General features: G+C 52.9%; 18 protein-coding genes. 10 read left to right on the forward strand and 8 right to left on the reverse strand.

Translation table 11 applies throughout. The features are described 5' to 3' along the window. Positions 1-12 precede the first annotated feature (12 nt). Both CLV58_RS01670 and CLV58_RS01675 read right to left on the reverse strand, forming a co-directional pair. Positions 13-1,686 (reverse strand): hypothetical protein, encoded by a 1,674-nt coding sequence (locus CLV58_RS01670; RefSeq protein WP_106136020.1) that lies wholly within the window; start codon positions 1,684-1,686, stop codon positions 13-15. A 92-nt stretch (positions 1,687-1,778) separates the two neighbouring features. Next, entirely contained in the window at positions 1,779-4,955 is a 3,177-nt protein-coding gene (locus CLV58_RS01675) for a tetratricopeptide repeat protein (RefSeq protein ID WP_106136021.1), read from the reverse strand. 107 nt (positions 4,956-5,062) lie between these two features. Between CLV58_RS01675 and CLV58_RS01680 the strand changes: the two genes are divergently transcribed. The 5 genes from CLV58_RS01680 (at position 5,063) to CLV58_RS01700 (ending at position 10,475) form a co-directional block, all read left to right on the forward strand. Next, a complete protein-coding gene (locus CLV58_RS01680) occupies positions 5,063-6,919 on the forward strand; it encodes a M61 family metallopeptidase (RefSeq protein WP_106136022.1) in 1,857 nt (618 codons plus the stop codon). 377 nt (positions 6,920-7,296) lie between these two features. Further along, positions 7,297-7,848: an RNA polymerase sigma factor gene (locus CLV58_RS01685; RefSeq protein WP_106136023.1), complete on the forward strand. Its 552-nt coding sequence runs from the start codon at positions 7,297-7,299 to the stop codon at positions 7,846-7,848. A gap of 40 nt (positions 7,849-7,888) precedes the next feature. Beyond that, a complete protein-coding gene (locus CLV58_RS01690; RefSeq protein WP_245882173.1) occupies positions 7,889-9,070 on the forward strand; it encodes an acyl-CoA dehydrogenase family protein in 1,182 nt (393 codons plus the stop codon). Then, entirely contained in the window at positions 9,054-9,797 is a 744-nt protein-coding gene (locus tag CLV58_RS01695) for a PIG-L deacetylase family protein (RefSeq protein WP_106136025.1), read from the forward strand. The genes CLV58_RS01690 and CLV58_RS01695 overlap by 17 nt, the downstream gene beginning before the upstream one ends. Before the next feature lie 96 nt (positions 9,798-9,893). Then, positions 9,894-10,475: a class I SAM-dependent DNA methyltransferase gene (locus CLV58_RS01700; RefSeq protein WP_106136026.1), complete on the forward strand. Its 582-nt coding sequence runs from the start codon at positions 9,894-9,896 to the stop codon at positions 10,473-10,475. 1 nt (position 10,476) lies between these two features. On the opposite strand, the gene CLV58_RS01705 is transcribed toward CLV58_RS01700, so the two are convergent. Next, entirely contained in the window at positions 10,477-11,676 is a 1,200-nt protein-coding gene (locus CLV58_RS01705) for a glycosyltransferase family 2 protein (protein WP_106136027.1), read from the reverse strand. Positions 11,677-11,846: 170 nt separating this feature from the next. Between CLV58_RS01705 and parS the strand changes: the two genes are divergently transcribed. The 4 genes from parS (at position 11,847) to CLV58_RS01725 (ending at position 17,121) form a co-directional block, all read left to right on the forward strand. After that, positions 11,847-12,230, forward strand: a complete 384-nt coding sequence (parS, locus tag CLV58_RS01710; RefSeq protein WP_106136122.1) for a type II RES/Xre toxin-antitoxin system antitoxin — start codon at positions 11,847-11,849, stop codon at positions 12,228-12,230. An 8-nt stretch (positions 12,231-12,238) separates the two neighbouring features. Next, the gene (locus CLV58_RS01715; protein ID WP_106136028.1) at positions 12,239-12,709 is read left to right on the forward strand and encodes an RES family NAD+ phosphorylase; all 471 of its coding nucleotides are present in this window, start codon (positions 12,239-12,241) and stop codon (positions 12,707-12,709) included. A 260-nt stretch (positions 12,710-12,969) separates the two neighbouring features. Beyond that, a complete protein-coding gene (gene gyrA, locus CLV58_RS01720; RefSeq protein WP_106136029.1) occupies positions 12,970-15,516 on the forward strand; it encodes a DNA gyrase subunit A in 2,547 nt (848 codons plus the stop codon). A gap of 147 nt (positions 15,517-15,663) precedes the next feature. After that, positions 15,664-17,121, forward strand: coding sequence for a tetratricopeptide repeat protein (locus CLV58_RS01725; RefSeq protein ID WP_106136030.1), 1,458 nt, complete (start codon positions 15,664-15,666; stop codon positions 17,119-17,121). 750 nt (positions 17,122-17,871) lie between these two features. Here the strand turns inward: CLV58_RS01725 and CLV58_RS01730 are convergent. Together CLV58_RS01730 and CLV58_RS01735 are read right to left on the reverse strand one after the other, a co-directional pair. Continuing rightward, entirely contained in the window at positions 17,872-18,351 is a 480-nt protein-coding gene (locus CLV58_RS01730) for a helix-turn-helix transcriptional regulator (protein WP_106136031.1), read from the reverse strand. Positions 18,352-18,520: 169 nt separating this feature from the next. Next, positions 18,521-19,336 carry a 2,3,4,5-tetrahydropyridine-2,6-dicarboxylate N-succinyltransferase gene (locus CLV58_RS01735; RefSeq protein WP_106136032.1) on the reverse strand — a complete coding sequence of 272 codons (816 nt, stop codon included), beginning with the start codon at positions 19,334-19,336 and terminating at the stop codon, positions 18,521-18,523. A gap of 1,147 nt (positions 19,337-20,483) precedes the next feature. Here CLV58_RS01735 and gap point away from each other — a divergent pair. Next, a complete protein-coding gene (gene gap, locus CLV58_RS01740) occupies positions 20,484-21,479 on the forward strand; it encodes a type I glyceraldehyde-3-phosphate dehydrogenase (protein ID WP_106136033.1) in 996 nt (331 codons plus the stop codon). A gap of 84 nt (positions 21,480-21,563) precedes the next feature. Here gap and trmB read toward each other — a convergent pair whose 3' ends face one another. The 3 genes from trmB to CLV58_RS01755 are packed head-to-tail and all read right to left on the reverse strand — an operon-like array spanning position 21,564 to position 24,478. Next, positions 21,564-22,229 (reverse strand): tRNA (guanosine(46)-N7)-methyltransferase TrmB, encoded by a 666-nt coding sequence (gene trmB / locus CLV58_RS01745; RefSeq protein WP_106136034.1) that lies wholly within the window; start codon positions 22,227-22,229, stop codon positions 21,564-21,566. A gap of 5 nt (positions 22,230-22,234) precedes the next feature. Continuing rightward, positions 22,235-23,533, reverse strand: coding sequence for a bifunctional folylpolyglutamate synthase/dihydrofolate synthase (locus tag CLV58_RS01750; RefSeq protein ID WP_106136035.1), 1,299 nt, complete (start codon positions 23,531-23,533; stop codon positions 22,235-22,237). After that, complete coding sequence (locus tag CLV58_RS01755) at positions 23,534-24,478, reverse strand: energy transducer TonB (protein ID WP_106136123.1); 945 nt, start codon at positions 24,476-24,478, stop codon at positions 23,534-23,536. It lies immediately after the preceding gene. Positions 24,479-24,621 lie beyond the last annotated feature (143 nt).

Raw genomic sequence — 24,621 nt, forward strand, 5'->3', positions numbered from 1 at the left:
TAAAGCGGTCGATTAAAACGAATAACTGATTCCGCCGAGAAAGTTAAGTCCCATCGACTGATAATACAAATAGCGCTGGTAGTTCTGCCCGATAATATTATTGATCGAGACAAAGGCCGAAATCTGTTCGCCCAGAAAATAGTCGATTTTCAGGTTCGCGTCGTAAATCGGTTTCAGCGTGAACGTTTGACCCGACGTAAAGTTTTTGTTCTGAATACCTTCGTAATAGTACAGGTCCGCCGTGACGAACAGCTTTTTGTTCAGCGTGTACGAGTTGGTCCAGGTGGCGGCTATGCGCGGGCGTCCCCAGGCCGCTTCGAGCCGGTCGAGCCCGTAGCTGAAAAATTCGCCTTTCAACGACGAGCGGAACCGGTCTTTCAGATTATACCCCAGCTGGGCCGAGATCGTCAGTACGCGCGAAACGCCACCATCGTAGAGCACAAAGAATTTCGAGCTGTCGGGCAGGCTGTTGTTGAAGGTGGCGAAGTTACGGTAGCGGGCAAACGACACTTTTCCTTCGTAACCGAAACCACCACCCAGATCACCCTTCGAGCCACCGTAAATGTCGAGCGACTTAACGGTGTTTGCCAGCAGTACCTGCGGAGCCAGCCACTTGTTCTCGGAGAGAAGCGTACGCAGCGTGTTCCGGTTGATGTCGCCATCGACACCGGCGAAGAAGTGAATCGTGCTAACTGGTACGAGGTCGATGTTGAGGACCGGGAAGGCGCGGGTGTCGTTGATGCCCAGCCGCTTGTCGGTTTGGTTGGCAACGTTGACGCCAGCCGTTACGGTCAACAGGGGGGACGTGTATTTAAACGTTGGCTTGATGCGGAACAGGTTCCGGTTGTCGACAATGGAGCCATCGCTGCGCTGCGTCAGATACGCATCGGCCGAGAGCAGGGCGACGATGTTGTCGCTGATACCGAGCGAGCTGTTAACGTTCGTTCCCCAGTCGAACTCCGATGCGTTGAAGCGATCGCGCAGGTTCGTGATACCGGTGCGTAGCGAGTAGTCGATCGCGTTTTCCGATTTCGCATTCTCGATACCCAGCCGCAGACTGACCGTGTTCAACTGCTGCTTGATCAGGTCGGGATTGAAGGTCGACTGAGCCACATATTCGCGGCTGTATCCGTAGAAGTTGTAAGCGTTGCGGTCGTAGCCCAGATCGGCCTGTAGCTTAAAGGCGTCGGTGAGGTACTTGCCCGTCAGCTTGACCCTGGTGTCAGCCTGCGCGGAATTTTTACCGTCGACCGGACCAATGCCGGACGACAGGTGCCGTACCGATCCTTCGAGGGCCAGGTTGGACAGGGTGTTCAGCCCGAAATAGCCTTCGCCCAGGAACGAACTGTAATTGCCCGCCCCAAGCCGGACATAGTTGCCGAAGGCGGGCGTGTTGTCGGCCTGTCCGGTGGTGGGGGCCAGCACGTTGGGCGTAATCTTCGGATCGCCGACGGTGAGTTTCCGGTCGTCGAACTCGAACGTCATTTTCCGCTGCTCGGGTGTCGGCCGGACCGACTGGATTTTATCGAACAGACGATTCGCCGGTGGAAGCTCGATCTTCCGGCTTTTCTCGACGGTGATTTCCTGATTGTCGACTTCTCCTTCTTTCGCTGGCTGGCGCTGCTGAGCCAGGGCGGGCAGCGACAAACACGAGGAGAGGAGGAGTATGGAGGGAATGCGATGCATAGCGTGTAGGTTTCGGTTTTTGGTCTACGGTTTACAGGTACCGATAGTGGAGTGATTCAACCACCGTGCACTGTAAACCGTAGACCGAAAACCTATTTAGTTTCCAGCCCGGCCAGTTTCTGTTTGGCTTCGGCGACAATGGTTTGATCGCCTGAGTTTTCGATGATTGAATTCAGGACGGCTTTGGCCTGCGCCAGTTCATCCTGCGCGACGTTGTTGTCGGCGACGAGGATAAACGCTTTGCCCTTCCAGTATTCAAATTCGGCGAATTGCTCGTTGAACTTCAGCAGTGTCGCGACCGACTCTTTGTACTTTTTCTGCCGGTACAGCATATCGCCTAGGTAGTACTGCGCTTCGGCACCGTTGACATCACTGCCCAAGGCAATCGTTTTGTCGAACTCGGTTTTGGCCGTGGCGTAGTCGTTTTTGGCGAAGGCTACCTTGCCGAGCATCAGCTGCGCCCGGTTCTGCGCCCCCGCGACCACATTCCCTCCCGACACCAGGTCGCGGGCAACGACAGCCGCCGAGTCAGGCTTGCCACCGGCGAAGTACGTATCCATCAGCCCCAGTTGCGCCGTCACCTGATCGGGGCGGCTGTTAGCCTGCGTCATCACCAGGCGATAGGCCCGTACGGCGCGCGGGTAGTTTTTCTGCTTCGATTCCAGATCGGCCACGCGTGTGGCGGCCCGGACAAAGAAATCAGACTGCCGGTCGGCCAGTACCGGTTCGTAGGCTTTCAGGGCCGCTGCCGGGTCGTTGGTCTGCCGGTAGGCTTCGCCGAGGTAATAGCGGGCTTCGCTCAGGTTCGGACTGGCCGGATATTCCTGAATGAATGACGTCAACGATTGAATTGCCTGTGCGTATTTCTGACTGAAATAAATATTCTTGGCGTTGTCGAACTGAACCCGCTCGACGTCCGAGCTACCCGGATTGCTTTTCTTGAACTGACCCAGCACCTGCGAGAATTCTTCGGGGCGACCTGCGTCGTTCAGCGTGTTCTGAATACCGAGCAGGGCACTTTGCGCCTGCTCTGAATTGCCGTAGTTACTCAGAATCCGGCGGTAGTCGGCGATGGCGGGGTCGTACTGTTCGATGTTTCCGTACGCGATGGCCCGTTTGAGCAGTGCGGCCGGCATCAGCGTACTGTTGGGCTTTTCCTGAATCAGGCGCGTGAACCCACGAATCGCAGCCTGATAGGCCCCCTTCTCAAAATCGACATTGGCCGTCTGGAAGAGCGACTCGTCGACAAAGCGGGAGTTTGGGTACTGCCGCTGGACCTGCTCGAACTGTGCTTTTGCTTCGGCGTCACGGCCGACATAACTCAGGATAACAGCTTTCTGGTACGACGCGTAATCTTTATCAGGCGCATTGCGGGCAATGGCCTGATCGTAGGCGCGGAGGGCGGCATCATACTGCTTGGTCGCGAAATAGGCATCGGCCAGGCGGATGGTCGCGTCGGCAACCTGCGCGGCTTCCCCGCCCCGGCTGACGAAATCCCGGAAGTAGGGGATAGCCCGGCTGTAATTTTTCTGGTTGTAATACGCATACCCCAAGGCGTACAGGCTGCGCGTTGCCAGCTCTTCATCGCCACCCTTGCTAACGCTGGCGTAGAGCGGAATCGCCTGCTCGTACTGCTTCTGGGCCGAATACGATTCCGCTTTCCAGAACTGCGCCCCCTGTTGCAGCTTCGCGTCGGCCGGGTAGCGGAGCGACTTGTCGAAATTGGCAATGGCGGTCGGGTAACGCTCGGCGTTGAAATCGCTGACGGCCTGGTTGTAGGTGAGCCGTTGGTAAGTAGCGTTGATTTTGGCCGTCCGGCGTTTCAACCCTTCGATATAGGCGATGGCTGCCGGGTAGTTGTTCGACGCGAAATAGGCTTCGCCGACCAGCTCGTTGGCTTCGCTTTCGAACTTGCTGTCGGGGTACTGTTTCAGAAAACCGGTCAGCTCTTTCACCGCATCGGCCCCGTTGTTCTGATCGAGCTGGAGTTTTGCGTGGTTAAACCGCGCTTCCTCCTGAATCGACGGGTTGAACGTCAACCGGCCGGCCTGATCGAAGGCGTTCAGGGCGTAGGTCGGGTTCTGGGTTTGCAGGTAGCTGATGCCCAGCGTGTAGGCGGCATACTGCGCTGTCGTGTCGCGGCCACCGGCCACCGTTTTCAACTGCGTGATGGCGTCGGGGTACGCACCCGTGCGGAACAGCGACTGGCCATACCGGAACCGAACGGCTCCGGGTGCTTTGGCTCCGGCGGCATTGATGTACTGTTTGTAGTACGGAATCGCCTTGGCAAACTGATTCTGCTGGTAGTAGACTTCCGCCGTAAACAGCGCCACTTCGCTCAGGGCCGATCCGGTGTTGCGCCGTAGCAGTGGTTCGGTATACGCCAGCAACTCGTCGAAGCGCCGTTGCCGGTAGTAAGCCTGCGCGATCCAGTTCGGAACCTGATTCTGGTAGGTCGGATTCGATTCGATACGCCGGAAATCGGCGACCGCTTCGTTGTAGTTCCGGTTGCGGAAGTTGATTACCCCGGCATAGTAGGAAGCCGATGCAGCATCCGGTGAAGCCGGGTCGGTCTTGACCTGATTGAAGAGGGGCAGGGCCTTTTGCAGATCCTGCGTATTGTAGTAAGCAACGGCTAACTGGTACGAATACGCCAGCTGACGGGCACCCCCGCCCTGCGCGACAGCCTTCTCCAGAAAGTTGATCGCTTTCGGATAATCCTGCCGCGTATAATAATAGGAACCCAGATCGCCGTAGAGTTGCCCCGCTTTCGGGTGCTCGCTATGATTCTTGACGAAGCGGTCGACCAGTACTTCGGCTCCCGGCTCGTCGATATACAGACTGGTCAGCGCGATGTAGTACTCGGCTTCGACGGCATTCTGGTCGGCCGTGTTGAAGGTCGTCTGGGCACCGTTGCCACGGCGGGGGTCGAGGTATTGCCGGAATTCGTAGCGGGCGGCCGCGTAGTTGGCCCGTTCGAAGAGTTCAAGGCCGTTACGGTAGTGGTAGTCGGGTTCGGCGTAGCTGAGCGTACGCTGGGCCGTGGCCGGCAGCAGGCTGGCCAATCCCAGGGTCAGCGACAGGAGCCATCGATTGGCGGAGGAGCCGACTGGCCGTGGTTGGTTTGGTTGGGTGAGACTCAAACTGGCAAGCCCCACGTTGGTAGGGTCCGGTTTGGAGGAACCCGGTCCGGCGAGACCCGGTTTGGATGAACCCAGTCCATCGGGCCCTGGTCCATCGGAATCCGGTTGGGGAAAAGGAATGGGCATAAACGAAAACAGCGGTTGTGAAAGCCTGCGAAGCGTTGTAGCTTCGTTGGCGTTTGGCAAAAGTCACGTTAAATCTGGACAAAAAACGAAGGTATTCCCGTTTCCGTATGAAAAAAAACACCCGGTTTCTTTATTTACTTACCGTTTGGACACTTTTTCTTTTCCCTCCTTTCTTCATCGACAGTCGCGCCGACGATGGCCAAAATCCGTCGGCCCTAACCCCCACAATCACCTACCGGCTGCGCATGCCGGAACCCCAGACCCACTATTTTGAGGTCGACATGACGCTGACCAATGCCGCCACGGCCACGGGGGCACGCAAGAATGGGTACTATGACATCCGGATGCCGGTATGGACGCCCGGTTCGTATTTGATCCGCGAATACGCCAAGAACGTCGAGGGGTTCACGGCTATGACGGGTAATCAGCCGGTGCGGAGCGAGAAGATTCGTAAGAACGCCTGGCGCGTTTACACCGGTGCCGATAACCTGACGATTCATTACCGGGTGTACGCCAACGAACTCACCGTGCGGACCAGTTTTGTGGACATCGACCACGGCTATGTCACGCCGGCCAGTATGTTCATGTACCATGACGCGCTGAAAGCGCAGCCGTTACGCGTGGCCGTGGAACCGTACAAGACCTGGAAAACGGTGACGACGGCGCTGAAACCCGTGGCTGGTCAGGCGAATACCTTCGATGCACCCAACTTCGATCTGCTGGTCGATTCGCCCATTGAAATCGGGAATCAGGGACTGTTTTCGTTTACAGCCGCCAACGTACCGCATACCGTAGCGATGTACGGGCTGGCTGATTACGACGAAAAGCGACTGGCGGCCGATTACACCCGCGTGTGCGAAGCGGCTGCTTCGGTCGTCGGTGAGCATCCCTGCGATCAGTATACCTTTATCGTTCACCACATCCCACCGGGTGGGGGCGGGCTGGAGCACCTGAACTCGACGACGCTCGAAGTGACCCGCACGGCCTACGACACGGAAGCCAGCTACAAGCGTTTCCTGAGTCTGGTCGCGCACGAGTATTTTCACCTCTGGAACGTGAAACGTATCCGGCCGATCGCATTGGGGCCGTTCGACTACGAGAACGAAAACTACACGCACCTGCTCTGGCTATCGGAAGGCTGCACCTCGTTCTACCAGGAATACATCCTGCGCCGGGCCGGCTTCTATACGCCCGATGCGTACCTGAGTCTGGTTGCCTACCAGATCAATCAGATTGAGAATCAGCCGGGAACCCGGGTACAGTCGGCTGCGGAGTCGAGCTGGGATGCGTGGATCAAAGGCTACCGGCCCAACGAGAACTCCGACAACAGCACTATTTCCTATTATAGTAAGGGAAGTGTATTGGGTACCTTACTGAACCTGGCCATTCTATCGGGCAGTAACGGCACTCGGAACATGGACGACCTGATGCGCTACCTGTATCAGGAATACTACAAAAAACAGCAGCGCGGTTTCACGGACGATGAATTCCGCCGGGCGGCCGAACAAATAGCCGGTCGGTCGCTGGACGCCTTTTTCAGCGTAGGCGTCAATTCCGCTGAGCCGATCGATTACAATGCGTATTTCAATGCCGTTGGCCTGCAACTGGTGAACGTTGCCGCAAAAAGTGGCGATGGCTTTCTGGGGGCAAGTACCACCGTGACGAATGGCCGGACAATCGTCCGGGAAGTTCGCCGTGGGTCGGGGGCTTATCAGGATGGTCTGAACGTAGGCGACGAGATCGTAGCCGTCGATCAGGTGCGGGTGGGCGACGACCTGAACCGGCTGGTGGCCGGACGACCCGTCGGCGATACGCTCAACGTGCTGGTCAACCGGGCCGGGCTGTTGCGTCTGATCAACGTCACGCTGGGCGCTAATCCGCTGGTCAGTTACCGCCTGGAGCCGGTCAGCAATCCGACGGATGCGCAGAAAAATCTGTATCGGAAATGGCTTTACATCAAGTAGACAGTCCACACGCGTAGCCGCAGGCTAACAAGAAGCGCCATCTCGTTGTGAGATGGCGCTTCTTGTTAGCCCATTACCTCATAACGGGGAGACAGTTCCGATCAATTACTGTACCATACGAAACTAGCATCAACCAGTGGCCGGCCTTCGGCAAAAGAGGAACCGCTGGGTAAAAACAATAACATACTGATTAAGCGGTATTTAAGTCGTTTTTTTTACTGAATCTCGCTTTATTTGGTGTAGCTACGTCAATCGGAAACCACGTTCGTACTCAATTACTGTACCGTTTGAACACATGTTTCGTAACCAGGTAGTTACTTTTTTAGGAAGGCGTTATATTTGGAGTATTGCTTAGCCTCCTTACCGTGTGAATGCGTATGAAGAAGACCATACTACCCGATGAAACCCTGGTAGAATTATACCGGGACACGCAGGCACCCGACTGCTTCGAAACCCTTTATAACCGATACGTCGGGAAAGTATATAATAAATGTCTGTCGATAACCCGGGATGCCGACGTTGCCGAAGACTTCACGCAGGACATTTTTATCAAAGTGCTGGGCAGTATTGGTACGTTTCAGCACCGATCCCGTTTTTCGACCTGGCTTTATGCCATTTCACACCATTATTGCCTGGATCAGCTCCGCATTGGTCGTCGGATGGTTCGGGAGACCGTATCGGATGACGAACTGGCGGAACTGCCCGACACCGATCGGCAGGACCTGCTCGACGAGCGGCTAAATGATCTGGCCCGGCTGGCGGAGGACATTCCCGCTGCCGAAGTACACCTACTGCAATTGAAGTACGAACAGAACCTGTCTATCCGGGAGATCGCCGAGCAGTGTTCACTGTCGGAAAGCGCCGTGAAGATGCGGCTCAAACGCACGCGCGACCGGCTCTACGAACGTTACCGGCAGTTAGACGCCTGATTGCCCAAAACAATCCGTCGTATCCGGGTCTTATAGAGGCATGACCTTCCCTCTTCCTGACCTTTCTTCTCCTTTTATTTCCGCACCTGCTGGCATGGTATTGCCCGGTACGGTGGCGTTCGACGCGCTGATCGATCGTATAGCCGCTGCCGCCCCCGATACCGATGCTGAGGGTAGCTTTCCGGTCGATGCCTTTCAATGGCTTACCGATGCGGGCTTGCTGACCATAACGCTGCCCGGCGAAGCGCTCGATTTCAGACAGGGCCGAACCGCCCGGCTGCTGACCCTGCTAAAACGGATGGGCGCTGCCAACCTGGCGGTGGGCCGTGTCTATGAAGGACACATCAACGCGCTGTACCTGATCCACTTGTACGCCACGCCCGATCAGCAGCAGCGGTGGTACACCGATGTACGGGTACACGGGCATCTGTTCAGTGTCTGGAATACGCAGGCACAGGACGGTGTTCGCATCGATCGGGACGATGCGGATGGGTACCGGCTGAGTGGAGCCAAGACGTTCTGCTCGGGAGCGGGCTGGATTACCCGGCCGCTGATCACGGGTGAACTGACGACCCCGTCACGCCGGGGCTGGCAGATGGCTATCGTACCGACCGAACGGGTTCACCCAGCCGCTATCGACGATCGGTTCTGGCAACCGATGGGCATGCGCGCATCGGCTAGTTTCAAACTTGATTTTACGGGTATTACCCTCCGTGCGGACGATTTACTGGGCGAGCCCAACCGATATTTCGAACAGCCTTATTTCAGCGGTGGGGCTATTCGGTTTGCGGCCGTCCAGTTGGGTGGGGCCGAAGCGATGTACGATGCCACCCGTCGGTTTCTGGCGGGCATGCACCGGACCGACGATCTGCTGCAGCAAACGCGGCTGGCCGAAGTTGCCTGTCTGATCGAGTCGGGCAATCAATGGCTGCGTAGCGCGGGCGACTACACCGATCAATGGCTGGCCGACGGTACTGATCCGGCTAAAATCGTGGCCTATGCAAACATGACCCGCACCGCCATTGAAGCGATCTGTCTACAGGTCATGCCGTTGTGTGAACGTTGCGTGGGGGCACGGGGCCTGTTGCGGCCGCAACCCTTCGAACGAATTCATCGCGACCTGACCATGTACCTGCGGCAACCGGCCCCCGACGCGACCCTGGTCGATATTGGTCGGTACGTACTGACAAACCCAACCCCCGCCCATGCACTCTGGCATTGAAAAAGCCGACGCGATCACGCAGCGGGCCGTTTTGCTGACTGATATTCAGATACTGGGCTCGACGGTCGTGCTGGCTCCGCACCCCGACGACGAATCGCTGGGCTGTGGCGGAACGATTATCCGCCTGCGGCAGTTGGGACTACCCGTACACGTTGTTTTTGTCAGCGATGGTACGATGTCGCACCCGAACTCGCCCGCTTATCCGGCCGAACGGTTACGCGCCCTGCGGGAGGCCGAAGCCAGCGAAGCGCTGAATCGACTGGGTGTCGAGGCTGACGCCTGCACGTTTATGCGGCTCCCCGACACGGCCGTGCCTATGCCCGATGCGCCTGGTTTCGCCGATGCTGTGGCAACCCTGACCGGTTTGATCGGGAAAATCAAACCGGCAACGGTGCTGGTACCCTGGGAGCGTGACCCGCACCGGGATCATCGGGCAACCTGGCAGTTGTTACAGGCCGTACGGACCCAAGATCGTCAGACGCCATTCCGTGTGCTGGAGTACCTGATCTGGTTGTGGGAACTGGGTAGGCCCGATGACATGCCCCGTCCCGACGAACGGCGCGTCTGGCAGGTCCCCATCGACACGGTGATCGATCAGCGCGACGACGCCATTGCGGCCCACATATCGCAGGTGACCCGGCTGATTGACGATGACCCAACAGCCTTCTACCTATCGCCTGAATTGCTTACCCACTTCGAGCGACCTTACGAACTGTTTTTGGAATAATCATTTACGGTTTACGGTATTCAGTTTACGGTTCAGTCAGGTCATTGTCTCTGTCGATCGTAAACCGAATACCGTAAACCGAATACCGTAAACCCTATGCCCTCCCTGCCGCCTGCTTATTTTGATGATGTATACCGGGCTAACGATGATCCCTGGTCATTTGAAACTAGCGATTACGAACGCCGGAAGTATGCCGCTACGCTGGCAGCACTGTCGAAACCCCGCTACCAATCGGCGTTCGAGATTGGCTGTTCGATTGGGGTGCTGACCCAACAACTCGCCGATCGCTGCGATCAGTTGCTGGCTGTCGACGCAAGCGAACTACCGCTGGCCAAAGCCCGGCAGCGACTCGCCGACCGACCAAATGTCCGCCTGGAGCAGATGGCTATCCCGGTTGATTTTCCCAAAGGCCCATTTGACCTGATTCTGGTGTCGGAAGTCGGGTACTACCTCTCACTAGACGACCTGACAATTGCCCGACAGTGTATGATCGATTCACTGGAAACCGGCGGAGAGCTGTTGCTCGTACACTGGACCCCGTTCGTTCATGACTACCCCCTGACGGGCGACGCCGTCCACGATTTCGTCGGCCAGGCTGCTGAAGCGGATGGTCCGCTGGAACACCGGTTGGGTCAACGGGCCGAGACCTATCGGCTCGACCTGTTCCGGAAACGATAAGTCAGCGTGTCGGGGTCAGTGTCGCGGTGGGCTGGCGGAGAAACTGTCGCAGGTCGGTTATGGCTCGGACGATCGACACCGGCGGATAAAGTACCGCCCAGTTGGTACCGATCTCCTGTTCGACCAACTCCCAGCATTCGCCGAAATACCGGCAGCGTCCCAGGAGTTGTTGCAGCCAACCTGCGCCCAACGACAAAGTAGCTGCTACCTGACTAAGTTGCTGGTTGACCGATACAGCGTCGGCCGGACGTTCGCCGTACGCCTGCCAGAGCGTCCGCAACGCGTGCCGATAGCGTAAGCGATGAATGATTCCGTCGGCGGGTTCGGCCAGCTGATGCTGTTGTTGCTGGTTCTGCCGCTGCCAGTAGCGGAGTTGTTCGGAAAACCCGATGGTTGCCTGCCCCGCCAATCGCGTCGACGTAAATACCCGTACGGCTGGTGTCTTTCGAATGCGGGCGTCGGTGCGTAACAGCGCCCGGTATAAGGCTTCGTCCTCCAGGTGCGGTACCCTGGGTAATCCACCGGCGCGCAGGTAGGCCGTACAGGTCACGGCCATATTCGCCCCAAAATGTTGAAAATGCCGGGGCCAGGGGTCGTTGGGTTGCGGATCGAGCCGGGCTTCAACCTGCGCAATCAGCATCCGGTAAGTTACATCGCGCAAGTGGTTAAGCCGGACCGAACAACCATCTGGTCGGGTTAGTATGCGCCCACCGACGGCTTCGTTCCCTTCCCGAATCGCACCGATGATCTGATACAACCATTGCGGATCGACAACCGTGTCGCCGTCGGTCGAAGCAATGATCCCGCCTGTCGGGTTGACCTGCTGAAGGCGTCGGCAGGCTTCGTTCATCAGCAACCGCCGGGCTGTTCCCACGTTGGCCATGCCAGCTGGTAGCCGGACAGCCTCGATATACAGGGGAAAGGCTGGATAAGCCTGTTGGTACTGCCGGGCTACCTGTTCTGATGAATCCGTACAATTGTTGAGAAGCAGCAGTACCTCATAGTGTGTGGCGGGTAGTGGACGGCCATCAGGGCGGCATTGTCTGCGCAGGGCATCGAGCGTGTCGATAAGGTGATGAGCTTCGTTGCGCGCTGGAATAATAACCGATACCTGCAGCTGTGGGTGAGGTGGTGGGCAAGTGCCGTAAATAACGGGGTCAGGTTCTGATACAGAAGAGGAAGCAGAATCAGCAATGGTCATGAAGAGGAAGTAGGGGAATCAATAGTATACTCATATAGGAGAGTAATTAGGTAACACCTTATTTAACCCGTTGTTGAGAAAACAGAGCGCTTCTTGATTTGAATCGTAGAAACTGGTAAACTTTCAGACAAATTTCCTTGTTTGCTGGACAAATGACTAGCTTTGTTACCATGATGATTCCGGATCGTACTGCTCTTGTTCTGTCGGCCCTGCAAGGGGTGTCGGCGACCCGATTTTTCGAAACGGCTGAGTTGACGGGCTATCGTCGGGAGCAACTGGCCGAAGTATTCGATACGTCGCTGAAAACCTTCCAGCGGTATGAACGGGAACAGAAAAAGCTCAATCCGCAGGACAGTGAGAAGATACTAAAGATCATGGCCTTGTTCCGAACCGGCGAGACGGTGTTCGGTTCGGCCGAGGCCTTTCGTCGCTGGATGGATAAGCCCGCCTACGGTCTGGGCGATCAGGTGCCGTTTGCGCTACTGCACACATCCGGCGGTATTGATCTGGTGCTGGACGAAGTCGTCCGGATTGCCTACGGTGACCTGGCCTAGCGCGACACATGCTGGTTTACCGAATTACCAAAACACAGTATGCCGAACGACTAACGGCTTCGGGCGGGGCGGCCCGCTGGAACAGCCGAGGCCCATCCAGTCCGGGCCAGTTCGTTGTCTACACGGCTGCCAGCCGGGCGCTGGCTTGTCTGGAGAACGTGGTCCACAGAAGCGGGGAGGGGCTAAACGACCTGTTCCGGGTGATGGTCATTGCTATTCCGGATGCGCTACCCGTCGAGCGTATCGACTTGGAAACCTTACCCGCCAACTGGGCTGACTTTCAGCAGTATGGGTACTGTCAGCAACGGGGTAGTGACTGGTTATTACGCGGAACTACCGCCGTTTTACAAGTGCCATCCGCCATCATACCGGGTGAATACAATTACCTGCTAAACCCCGCCCACCCGGATTTCACGCAGATCAAACTGACGGGTACAGAGCCGTTCCGGTTCGATCCGCGCATCAAAACCGCGCCGTAATTGACACTCTCTCAGCGCGCTGGCAAGCGTTATGTTGCTGATGAAATAGAATTGTATTTGATATAGATGATAGCCGGATACTTTGCTTCCATTAGCTGTTTGCTGAAGCATCGGTCAGCTACGCCATTGTGCGCGTTTTTAGGCCCATTGCCGCCTATTTCTTTTCTTTTGTCGCTAAAAATTTGTATATTTGTCTATACAGCGGTGTGTGCTTTTTGTATGCATCGGAATAGTAATTTTCTGCGAAACTCCATTTACTCATGGCGGAAGAAAATCCCGACCTAGAATCGCCCAGTAACATTATTCCCATCAACATTGAAGACGAAATGCGCGGAGCCTACATCGACTATTCGATGTCGGTTATCATTTCCCGTGCGTTGCCCGATGTGCGCGACGGTTTGAAGCCCGTGCACCGGCGCGTGTTGTTTGGGATGGCCGAGCTGGGGGTCAACTATAACAAGCCACATAAGAAGTCCGCCCGTATCGTCGGGGAAGTACTAGGTAAGTACCACCCACACGGCGATTCCTCTGTGTACGATACCATGGTACGTATGGCGCAGGATTGGTCGTTGCGGTATCCGCTTGTCGACGGGCAGGGTAACTTCGGCTCGATCGATGGTGATTCACCGGCGGCTATGCGGTATACCGAAGCTCGCCTGAAGCGGATCGCCGAGGAAATGCTGACCGACATCTACAAAGAAACGGTTGATTTCCAGCCCAACTTTGACGATTCGCTGGAGGAGCCAAGCGTGATGCCGGCCAAGCTGCCGAACCTCCTGCTCAATGGCTCGTCGGGGATTGCGGTTGGTATGGCCACCAACATGGCCCCCCATAACCTGACCGAAGTTGTCGATGGTATCATCGCGTACCTGGATAAACCGGAGATCGACGTTGAGGAACTGATGCAGTACGTCAAGGCTCCGGATTTTCCGACTGGTGCGACGATCTACGGGATGGAAGGCGTCAAGTCGGCGTTCAAGACCGGCCGGGGTCGGGTCGTCCTGCGGGCGAATGCGACCATCGAAGAAAACAAAGGCAAAACGCAGATCATCGTAACGGACGTGCCGTACATGGTCAACAAAGCGGTGATGCTGGAGAAGACGGCCGAACTGATCAACGAAAAGCGGATCGAAGGCATCACGGCCTTCCGCGATGAGTCGGACCGCGACGGCCTGCGGGTCGTGTATGATCTTCGGAAGGATGCGATTGCGAACGTTGTTCTGAACAATCTCTATAAGCATACTGCCTTACAGTCGTCGTTCAGCATCAACAACGTGGCCCTGGTGAAAGGGCGGCCTATGCTGCTCAACCTGAAGGATATGATGAAGTACTATGTCGAACACCGCTTCGACGTAGTAACCCGCCGGACGATTTACGAATTGCGGGAGGCTGAAAAACGGGCTCACATTCTGGAAGGCTTGCTGATTGCGCTCGATAACATCGATGCCGTTATCAACCTGATCCGGTCGTCACGCGATCCGGAGATTGCCCGTTCGGGCCTGATGGATCAGTTCGCGCTGAGTGAAATCCAGGCGCGGGCCATTCTCGACATGCGGTTGCAGCGGCTCACCGGGCTGGAGCGTGATAAGCTGCAGGCTGAGTTTGACGAACTGATGCGTGAAATTGCGGATCTGAAAGACATTCTGGCCAGCGAAGACCGGAAGCGGCAGGTAATCCGTGAGGAGCTGATCGATATCCGCGCCCGCTATGGCGATGCCCGTCGGACGCAGATCAACGCGCTGGGCGATGGTAATATCAGTGATCTGTCGCTGATTGCCGACGAAGACATGGTCATTACCATCTCGCACGAAGGCTATATCAAGCGTACCCCAACGACTGAATACCGGGCGCAAAGCCGGGGTGGGGTAGGTGCGAAGGCGGCAGCCACTAAGGAGGAGGACTTTACCGAACACCTCTTTACGGCGACCATGCACAACATGCTGCTGGTGTTTACGCAAAAAGGGCGAATGTACTGGTTGCCCGTTTACGAACTACCCGAAGGATCGCGGATCTCGAAAGGTCGGCCACTGGCCAACTTCATCAATATTGAAGGAGACGACAAAGTGCGGGCGGTTATCAACGTATCGGACCTGAAGAACGAGGACTACATCAACAATAATTACATTGTGATGTGTACGAAGCAGGGGACGATCAAGAAAACGATGCTCGAAGCGTATTCGCGCCCCCGGCAGAATGGTATCATTGCCATCACCATCGACGAAGACGATCAACTGATCGGCGTCTGTATGACCAATGGCAATAACGAAATTGTCATTGCATCGAGTGCCGGTAAAGCCGTTCGTTTCCACGAGAATCGGGTTCGTCCGATGGGACGTACCGCTGCGGGTGTACGCGGTATCTCGCTGGATGAGGAAGACAGCACTGACTCGGTAATCGGGATGGTCTGCATCGACTCGCCGGCGGCTCAATTGCTGGTCGTATCCGAAAAAGGGTACGGCAAGCGCTCGGATATTGACGAGTATCGGGTTACGAACCGGGGTGCCAAAGGCGTGGGTACGTTGAAAGTAACGGAAAAAGTAGGTCGGCTCGTAGCCGTACTCGATGTAAATGATACCGATGATCTGATGATCATCAATCGGTCGGGTATTGCGATTCGCACACCGGTAGCTGAGATCAGCGTCATCGGCCGGAATACGCAGGGCGTACGTCTGATTACGCTTCGGGGAGACGACGAAATCTCATCCGTGACGAAAATCAAGCGGGAAGAAGAGGACGAACTGGATGGTCAACCTGGTTCGGAAACGAACCCTGTCGTTGATTCAACTGAGCCAGAAGTAGCTGATTAGTAGGTAAGTAATATGCCGTTTGAGCCGCCTGTTCCGATTATGCGTATCGAGCGGGCGGCTCAAACATTTTTACGCGTCTCGCACTTATACGGATAGATTCCGTAATTTCGTTTGTTAAAAAGAGATAAAACACAACCCCAATTTCACATGAAATCAATTGCAGTTGCAGTAGTCGCCTGTTGTCTGTCGGTGGGTGCGTATGCCCAGAACCAGCAGGGAGGGGCTGCATCTACGCTCGATCAGGCGCAGATGGACGCCGTCAAGAAAGACAAGGAAAAGAGCGATAAAGACATCGCCGATGCCAAGGCAGGAGCGAAGGCCAGCACCTGGATGGACCGGGCTAAAACCTACCAGTCGATTGCTAACCAGTACATTCGTATGGATTCGGCGGCTGCGACGACAGCATTCGACGCCTACAAAAAAGTAATCGAGCTGGACAAAGATAAGAAAGGTGGTCCCGGCCGGCTAGCGAAAGAAGCGGAAGAAGCGCTGAAATCGCAGCAAATGTATTACGCCTTCATGCAGCAGGGGGTTGCCAAGTTTCAGGGTAAGAACTACGCTGATGCTGTGAAGTCGCTGAAGATCGCATCGGAAATTAATACGAAAGATACGACGGCCCCATTGTATGGTGCCATCGGTGCGCAGCAGGTTCGGGATAACGAAACGGCAAAAGAGCTGCTGGAAAAATACATGGCCAACGGCGGTAAAGATGCCGTTGTCTATGGTTCACTAGTGCAACTATACCGGAACGACAAGCAAATCGACAAAGCACTGGCCGCCCTTGAAAAAGGTATGGCGCTTGATCCAACCAACAAGGATCTGGTTAACGAGCGGATCAACATCATGCTGACCGCGAACCGTATGGACGAGGCTGTGGCTGATTTGAAAAAGCAGGTCGAGAAAGATCCCAAGAATCCACAAAGTCTGGTACTGCTCGGTCAAATCTACGACAACAGCGCAGCCAAGCTTGACGATGAAATCCGCAAGCTGGAAGGTGACACCAAGAAGAGTGGCAACCCAGCCAAGAAGCTGGCCGATGCTAAAGGCCTGCTGGATACGTACAACAGCGAGGTTACCCGTCTGAGTGCAGCCATTAAGAAGCAGCCCAAAAACGCGGATCTGCAACGGCAGTTAGCCGACGTGAAGAAGCGGGCAGCTGAACAGAAAGCGACGATTGCTCAACTGGACGCTGCTGCGAAAGAAGCGGCTGCCAACTCGGGAGCCGCTGCCGGTAACGAGCAGAAACTGGCTGATCTGAAAAAGAAATTCGATAGCGATCGGATGATGGCAATCGAGAACTACAAAAAAGCGCTGGCTGTTGATCCCAATAACTACGATGCCAATTTCGGCATGGGGGTAACGTACTTCAACGAAGCCGTTCGTATGAAAGGTGCTGTTGATGCCATGGACATGGCCGAGTACAACAAGCGTGGTAAAGAAGTAGACGGTCAGGTTTGTGGTAAGTTCAAACAATCGCTGCCGTACTTCCAGAAAGCCAAGGCGGCCAAGGATGATCAGGAAGTAGCAACTAATCTGGAGAATCTCCAGAATATCCTCAAGCAATACGAGGAGCGTAAAGTTGCTTGCGTTGAGCCAGCAAACTAAGCGTACCTGAATTATAGTTGTAGGAAGAAGAGGACCGGCGGATGCTGGTCCTCTTCTTTTTGATGAACCTTACTTAACATAATATAAATTATATAACAATTCGTATGCTACTGAACCAGTAAGAAAAAGCTTGACTGACGTTTGCGTGAACGGATATAGGTAAGAATTCAGGATAGCTGTGTACAACTGAACTAACGTGCCGGTACCTATATGGTTGGAAGTAAATATGTCTTCTAATCACAATAGCTTATTCGCTGTTCAGAATTCGAAAGGACTTAGTAAGAATTGTCCAGACTGTTCGAGCCTAGTATGCATTGTTGCTTCGTCGGTAGCTTGGGCCAAATCAGTGTTATACGGGTATTCTCCCAGACCAGAATGCTTTTCAGGCTGATTTACCGCTGCCACTCATACCGTCACTTTTTTGGAGGATTCCAAATGAGTCTGATAGACAATCATAAAAAATGGGCTGTTGTACCAAGCAGTAATCCATGGCAAAAATGGTTATACATGAATAGTCTATAATCGGCATTACAGGATACGTACCAACTGGTTATAGCTGCGAATACTGGCAATGCCATCGTGAAAATTCACGTGGAACACTAAAGTGGTGCTTTACAGCTAGTTATGTAAATACCCCCAAAAAAAGGCTTCAGCGATCGCTGAAGCCTTTTTTTGGGGGTACAATTCCAGGTAAGTAAAGTAAAACATTAAACAGACCAACTGCTATGCAAGTAGTGAATTAGCCTGTTTCTAGATGGATGGTAAAAATTCACGGAAAGAGCCATCTGTGTAAAATAGTAAGATACGTTCTACCCGTTTCTCCGTCCCGGAATCTTCTCCGCCGAAGTCATCCTCAGCTGGCGCTTCGAGTTGAGTTGGTGCTAACTCGCGAGGTCTACTTCTGGGGATTGACGACTGAGGAGGTTGTGGTGCAGTACCTGGATAACCCGCATTATAACGCTCGGTTGCGGGTTGGGTCCCTCCCTGTCGATAAGCTGTTTGTGGTGCTGGTGTAGCGGGTATATTTTGTTGCTCATCTTCCATAATCCAGTCGTAACCAAGATCAGGGAAACGGCGTATTATCTTTTGAATGATGTCAAAACTAGGCCTGTTCCTGCCAGATAGAATATGAGATATGCTGGATCGTTGTACGCCAATTTCGTCAGCAAAATACGACGGTGAGAAATTACGATCAATCAATATCTGTTTAATCTTGTCATTTATATTCATAGTGTAAATCTTATAGAAATGTGAATCAGATATGTAAATATACTATCTATCTGGTAATGTAAACGAATTTGTTAAATAAACTTTGTAATCCAATATAAAATGACAAAAGCCAACTGTAAATAGTTGGCTTTTGTGTATTGACTGATGTAAGTATGCTCAGTGGTACAATTTACACAGACACATTATTCTCACGGAGAGCTTCGTTTAACGACGTTTTCAGATCGGTCGATTCTTTACGCTGGCCTATGATGATTGCACAGGGGACATGGAATTCGCCGGCAGGAAACTGTTTAGCATAACTCCCTGGAATAACGACAGAGTTAGCAGGCACATATCCCTTGTACTCTTTAGGTTCACTACCCGTAACATCAATAATTTTGGAGGAGCCTGTTATAGTGACACCGGCCCCTAAAACGGCACGTTTGCCAATGTGTGCTCCCTCTACTACGATGCAGCGTGAACCGATGAAAGCGCCATCTTCAATAATGACGGGCGATGCCTGAGGTGGTTCCAGCACACCACCAATACCAACTCCCCCACTTAGATGAACATCCTTACCGATCTGGGCGCAACTGCCGACAGTGGCCCAGGTGTCGACCATGGTGCGTTCATCAACGTATGCGCCAATGTTCACGTAAGATGGCATCAGAATAACGCCGGGTGCTTGGAAAGATCCGTAGCGAGCAACGGCTGGAGGAACCACCCTTACTTTAGCTTCAACGAAGTTTGTTTTTAGAGGAATCTTGTCATGAAAAGAAAAAATGCCAATTTCCTCAGGCTTCATTTGCTGAGAAACGAAGTATAGGAGAATAGCTTTTTTAACCCATTCATTGACCGTCCAATTGCCTGTTTCATCTTGAGGGGGTGTGGCAACGCGCAGTTCCCCCCTATCTAATTGATGAATTACATCCTGGACAATCCTTAGGGAATTAGAATCTTGAAGGAGACTTCTGTCAGACCAAATCTGCTCAATTTGTTCAATCATAAATAAAGTAATTGTTTTACTTAAAGTAGATAAAATGCTGATAGTCAGAAAATTATATATTAAAGCAGAATAATATTCTGTTACATATAATTACTGCTATCGCTGGCATAAATCGTAAACCAAATATAGTCGCCCGAGGTGTATAGTTTAAATATATGCTGTAATAAATATTTTTCTGATCAAAAGCCGTGGTATGATTCTACTGGATTTATTTATGAGTGATCAATTTAGCTTATTACTTGTTGTAAAAGTATTTATATGAAAAGCAAGCGTTTGCATAAATTGTTCAAATTCATGTAGCTCATATATATGGTTTAGCCAGGTCGACTTATTAAAGAGGGGTTTCTGTAAGCTGGTGTAGATTGTGCGCAGTTATATAGCAGTGTCTCGTAGTTTGCTGAGTGTTACAAAGCGCTATCGGGCTAAACGAGAAAAACGAGTTGTAACATCTAGATGTGTAATTGAATGGCTAGTGAGTGCTGAATCATTATGTATTAGGTATAAGTTATGAATGCTTTGTTACACGGCTAGTAAACGGTGAATCCGATTTAAAGGCTGGCTTGTTAGATGATTATTTTAAGAACTCTTATCTTACTCAATTTGGGTTTGTAAGGCTGCTATAGGCAGTACAGTATACTAGGCTTACAGAGCGTATCCTTATGATCAAAACAGAAGATGTGTAATAAAGCCAAACCTGTAATACAAAATTGGTGTTTTTGTATTGCAGGTTTGGGTGTGTAAGTATGGATTTTTTTATGCCTTGGATTAAGACCTTCTCTCCTATCTTATATATACTACAAGTGCTAACACAATATATTGGATACTACCTATTTTACTATCAAGATACCAATCTTGCAGATACTTTAGTAATATAATCTAAATTTAGTTTTTTGTGCATCTATTAGTAAATTTTATTAGTATTACTATTATATGTTAGTCAAACGATCGTAAAATACTACGAAAAATGGGAAAAAACTACATAAATGCTAATATATCTTGCTAATTATAGTCTTTATGCTAATTATATTTACTAAAAATCTGTTTCTTTACTAAATAACTCTATGTATGGTTCTGCCCTTACTTTATACTACAGTCTAGCCCACGAATGTTCCTTATATTTGCAGCGGAACAAACCTATTAACAGTTCATGGAAAAAATACGCGTAGCCATCAATGGCTTCGGACGAATCGGCCGTCTCTCCTTTCGTACACTACTGAACAAGGAAAACGTCGAAGTAGTAGCAATCAACGACCTGACGGATAATGAGACGCTTGCTCACCTTCTGAAGTACGACTCTGTACACGGACGTTTCTCAGGCACCGTAGAAGCAGACAAGGAAAGCCTAACTGTGAATGGTCAACGGATTAACGCTTACGCTGAGCGGGACCCTAAGAATCTTCCCTGGAAAGAACTCAACATTGATGTCGTACTGGAGTCGACCGGACGGTTCGTTGATGAAGCAGGTGCAGGCATGCACTTACAGGCAGGTGCTAAAAAAGTAGTTATTTCTGCCCCCGCAAAAGGCAACATTCCTACCGTAGTATTGGGTGTAAATGACGACACCCTAACCGGTGAAGAAACGATCGTTTCAAACGCATCGTGTACGACCAACTGCCTTGCGCCAATGGCCAAAGTATTGGACGACGTATTTGGTATTGAGAGTGGCTATATGACCACGATCCACGCTTATACTGCCGATCAGAATTTGCAGGATGCTCCTCACTCGGATATGCGTCGGGCTCGGGCAGCAGCTCTTTCTATCGTACCGACATCGACGGGTGCTGCAAAAGCAGTAGGTCTTGTATTACCTCAGCTGAAAGGAAAACTGGATGGTAACGCGATGCGTGTACCTACTCCAGATGGATCGCTGACTGACCTAACGGTTGTACTGAAACGGGCAGCTACTGTTGAAGAAATCAACAACGCCATTAAGCAAGCGGCAGAAACATCGCTGAAAGGATACCTCGAATATGCGACAGATCCACTGGTATCAGTCGACATCATCGGTAATCCACACTCGTGTATTTTCGACTCACAACTGACAGCGGCCAATGGTACGCTGGCGAAAGTGGTCGGCTGGTACGATAACGAGTATGGCTATTCAAGCCGCGTGGCCGACCTGATCGTTAAACTGTTTAAATAACTGAACAGTCGGCTTGAATTCATATATGTAAATTATATAAAATCTCGCCGACTCAGTTCACATTTGACATCAAAGGGTACAATCTTAAACGGTTGTGCCCTTTTTACATTGTAAATAGTTAATTGTAAACCCTTTATCAAAGAACAACTGTTCGTATTTTGTCTTTATACCGATGTGAATTTCGTTTAGTGTTGAGTTATATAAATCATTCGTACTGATTACATTTGTAAACTCGCACTTCTCGACAGTCTCTAAGCTGTACGCGAACAGCAGTGGACTATCTGTTTTCAAATGTAAAGTGCCTGCTGGCTTCAATAGTCTTTTGTAAATCGATAAAAACCTGGGATGTGTCAGCCGATGCTTCTCCTGCCGGGGTCTGGGCTGTGGATCAGGGAACGTTATCCAGATTTCATCAACCTCACCCGGTTCAAAAAACTCCTCGATAAAGTTGATGTCCGTTCGAAGAAAGGCAGCGTTGGTCAATCCCAGCGAAAGCGCTGCCTGAGAGCCACGAGCAATTCGGTCTCCTTTAATATCGACACCAATAAAGTTGGTGTCAGGATACGCCTGTGCCAGACCAATGGTGTACTCGCCTTTCCCACAAGCCAATTCCAGTACAATGGGATTTTCATTCCCGAACTGATCCAGTCGCCAGCGACCTTTAATCGATTTATATTCCGGTTTGCCCACTTCGATTACATTGGGACTTTCCTGATTCTGTAAAAAACGGTGTTGTTTGCGACGCGTCACTGTTACTATAAATTGGTTAATTCGGCAATGGTGTAATTACTTCCGGTGACGACAATTAAGTCGTCAGATTGGGCCTCTCCGAGCGAGGCATTCAGGGCGCTGTTGACATCGGAAAATGCTGTACCGATCAGGCCAAGTTCGGCGGCTTCCTGCTGTAATACGGCGACCGGCAACGCCCGTGGACTCTCCGCCTGACAGAAATAATACCGGGCTTCTCTGGGCAATTGGCGCAGGGCTGGCAGGCGATCTTTGTCCGCTACGAACCCGACCACCACGTGCAAATACTGGTAGGCTAACGAACCCACGGACGCGAACAAAGCGGCCAAACCGGGCTCGTTGTGGGCGGTATCGACGATAACCCTGGGGCGCTCCTGTAGTGTCTGAAAGCGGCCTTTCAACCCGGTCAGCCTCGTCACGTTAGCCAGTCCTTCGGCCAGTTGTGCGGTAGTCACAGGCCAGGTTGCGGCTACCCGATTCACGGTCGATAACACGCCGGCTAGATTCCGTAGCTGGTAGCTTCCGAGCAAATCAAGGCTAAGTGTCGTTTCGGAAAAGGGTAGGTTCGCTCCTGTTTCGCCCACCGTCACCTGCCGCTTACCGTTTAGCAAACCGGTATCCGTAAGCTGCCACTGCTGATCGGCGAACGTGATGTCGGCACCCACAGAATTAGCAATTTGGCAAAAGACGGGTTCGGTTTCGGGCTGCGTCTCGCTAATGACCACCGGAACACCTGGTTTGATAATCCCGGCTTTCTCCGTAGCGATCTTAGCCAGCGTGTCGCCCAGGATATCGGTGTGATCATAGCCAATGTTGGTGATCAACGAAACGGCCGGCGTAATGACGTTGGTCGAATCCAGGCGGCCTCCCAGCCCTACCTCGATAATCGCCAGGTCGACCTGTTGCCGGGCGAAATAAGCAAACGCCATGGCTACGGTCACTTCGAAGAACGAAGGCTCGATGGCCTCAATAAGGGCCTGGTTGTCGACCACGAATTGAGCAACACGTTCCTCGGCAATCGGTACGCCACTGATCCGGATACGCTCGGTAAAGGATTGCAAATGGGGCGACGTGTACAGGCCGACCCGGTAGCCTGCCGACTGGTAAACAGCCGCCAGCATGTGGGAACTGCTGCCTTTGCCATTCGTACCGGCTACGTGAATACTCCGAAACTGGTGCTGCGGGTTACCCAGGGCTTCGCACAGCCGTAGGGTATTACCCAGCCCGGGTTTGAGGGCCTTCGCTCCAATCCGGTGAAAGACGGGGAGCCGACTGTATAGGTAGTCGATCGCTTCCGAATACTGCATCTACTTGGCGGTAATAATAAAGGTAATGGTACCGGTAGCCGTTGGCGGGGTGGCCCCCCCTTTCGGTCGTAACCGAAGTCGCTGTACCGCTTTTCGATACACGTCGGCGACGGCCGGACTCACCGTCGATTGTTGCTGCTGAATACGGGTAATCGTTCCATCGCCATCGACGGTGATTTTAAAGACAATTTTACCCGTCTCATCGGAGTCGTCAGACACACTGGGTCTGCTGGCCAGCGACCAGCCCGATACGTCGAAGGCAACGCCCTTACTGGAACCACCCGGCGTACCGTATAAGCTCTTGGCATCGATACTGCCATTGGGATTTCCTTTATCGCCGACACCACTGGCATCGTCGCCGTTGCTGTTACCACCAACCCCATTGGCTTTTCCGATGGTCCCGTTAGAGCCACCACCACCGCCGGACGACTTTTTAAAGAGCGCATCGTTGTTAACCGTCTCCACTTTCTTCGGCGGAGCGGGGGGCGCGGGCCGTTCGACAGGTGCAGTCGCCTTGGCGGTTTCAACCCGGCGGGGTTCAGGTCGCGGGGGCGTCTCGACGGGGCTTTCTACCTTACTCGCAATAACCGGCTTTTCGGTTGGCGTACGCGCCGGTTTGGCATCCTCGATTTTCGGCTGGGGCGTCACCCTGGTTTTTTCGACGCGGGGCGTTGTGTTCTCCCTGGGGTTGGGCCGATCATTGGACGGCTTTACGTCGACGGGGTTGGGCGAATCCGACGGTTTGTTGTGCGTCTGGATGTTTCCACTGCCCCGGTCGGTCGTCCCGAAGTTTACCTCGATGAATTCGATGGGTGGTGGGTCGGGAACCGTCTGCGTGAGGTTAACTAGCAGCAGGATCGCGACCAGCAGCGCGTTGATGATAAACGCGCCCGCCAGTGATTTGATACGAATCTCGCGTTCGTTGTCGAAGGTGATGCGGTTCATGGGGTAAGGTCGTTGCCGACTGTAAGGGGGTTGGTTTATGAGCGTATAACGTAGGTTGGCGATGGCTTCGTTTACCGAAAAAACCAGCCGACTGAACAAAGTAACAGAAAAGCAGGGAATCCATTCCGTATGACGCTATCTTT

The sequence above is a fragment of the Spirosoma oryzae genome (genome assembly GCF_003002825.1).
Classification (GTDB): domain Bacteria; phylum Bacteroidota; class Bacteroidia; order Cytophagales; family Spirosomataceae; genus Spirosoma; species Spirosoma oryzae.

Excerpts from the sequence above, each read along its gene's own strand:
- CLV58_RS01670 (WP_106136020.1), bottom strand. The coding sequence starts at position 1,686 with ATGCATCGCATTCCCTCCATACTCCTCCTCTCCTCGTGTTTGTCGCTG.
- CLV58_RS01675 (WP_106136021.1), bottom strand. The coding sequence starts at position 4,955 with ATGCCCATTCCTTTTCCCCAACCGGATTCCGATGGACCAGGGCCCGAT.
- CLV58_RS01680 (WP_106136022.1), top strand. The coding sequence starts at position 5,063 with ATGAAAAAAAACACCCGGTTTCTTTATTTACTTACCGTTTGGACACTT.
- CLV58_RS01685 (WP_106136023.1), top strand. The coding sequence starts at position 7,297 with ATGAAGAAGACCATACTACCCGATGAAACCCTGGTAGAATTATACCGG.
- CLV58_RS01690 (WP_245882173.1), top strand. The coding sequence starts at position 7,889 with ATGACCTTCCCTCTTCCTGACCTTTCTTCTCCTTTTATTTCCGCACCT.
- CLV58_RS01695 (WP_106136025.1), top strand. The coding sequence starts at position 9,054 with ATGCACTCTGGCATTGAAAAAGCCGACGCGATCACGCAGCGGGCCGTT.
- CLV58_RS01700 (WP_106136026.1), top strand. The coding sequence starts at position 9,894 with ATGCCCTCCCTGCCGCCTGCTTATTTTGATGATGTATACCGGGCTAAC.
- CLV58_RS01705 (WP_106136027.1), bottom strand. The coding sequence starts at position 11,676 with ATGACCATTGCTGATTCTGCTTCCTCTTCTGTATCAGAACCTGACCCC.
- parS (WP_106136122.1), top strand. The coding sequence starts at position 11,847 with ATGATGATTCCGGATCGTACTGCTCTTGTTCTGTCGGCCCTGCAAGGG.
- CLV58_RS01715 (WP_106136028.1), top strand. The coding sequence starts at position 12,239 with ATGCTGGTTTACCGAATTACCAAAACACAGTATGCCGAACGACTAACG.
- gyrA (WP_106136029.1), top strand. The coding sequence starts at position 12,970 with ATGGCGGAAGAAAATCCCGACCTAGAATCGCCCAGTAACATTATTCCC.
- CLV58_RS01725 (WP_106136030.1), top strand. The coding sequence starts at position 15,664 with ATGAAATCAATTGCAGTTGCAGTAGTCGCCTGTTGTCTGTCGGTGGGT.
- CLV58_RS01730 (WP_106136031.1), bottom strand. The coding sequence starts at position 18,351 with ATGAATATAAATGACAAGATTAAACAGATATTGATTGATCGTAATTTC.
- CLV58_RS01735 (WP_106136032.1), bottom strand. The coding sequence starts at position 19,336 with ATGATTGAACAAATTGAGCAGATTTGGTCTGACAGAAGTCTCCTTCAA.
- gap (WP_106136033.1), top strand. The coding sequence starts at position 20,484 with ATGGAAAAAATACGCGTAGCCATCAATGGCTTCGGACGAATCGGCCGT.
- CLV58_RS01750 (WP_106136035.1), bottom strand. The coding sequence starts at position 23,533 with ATGCAGTATTCGGAAGCGATCGACTACCTATACAGTCGGCTCCCCGTC.
- CLV58_RS01755 (WP_106136123.1), bottom strand. The coding sequence starts at position 24,478 with ATGAACCGCATCACCTTCGACAACGAACGCGAGATTCGTATCAAATCA.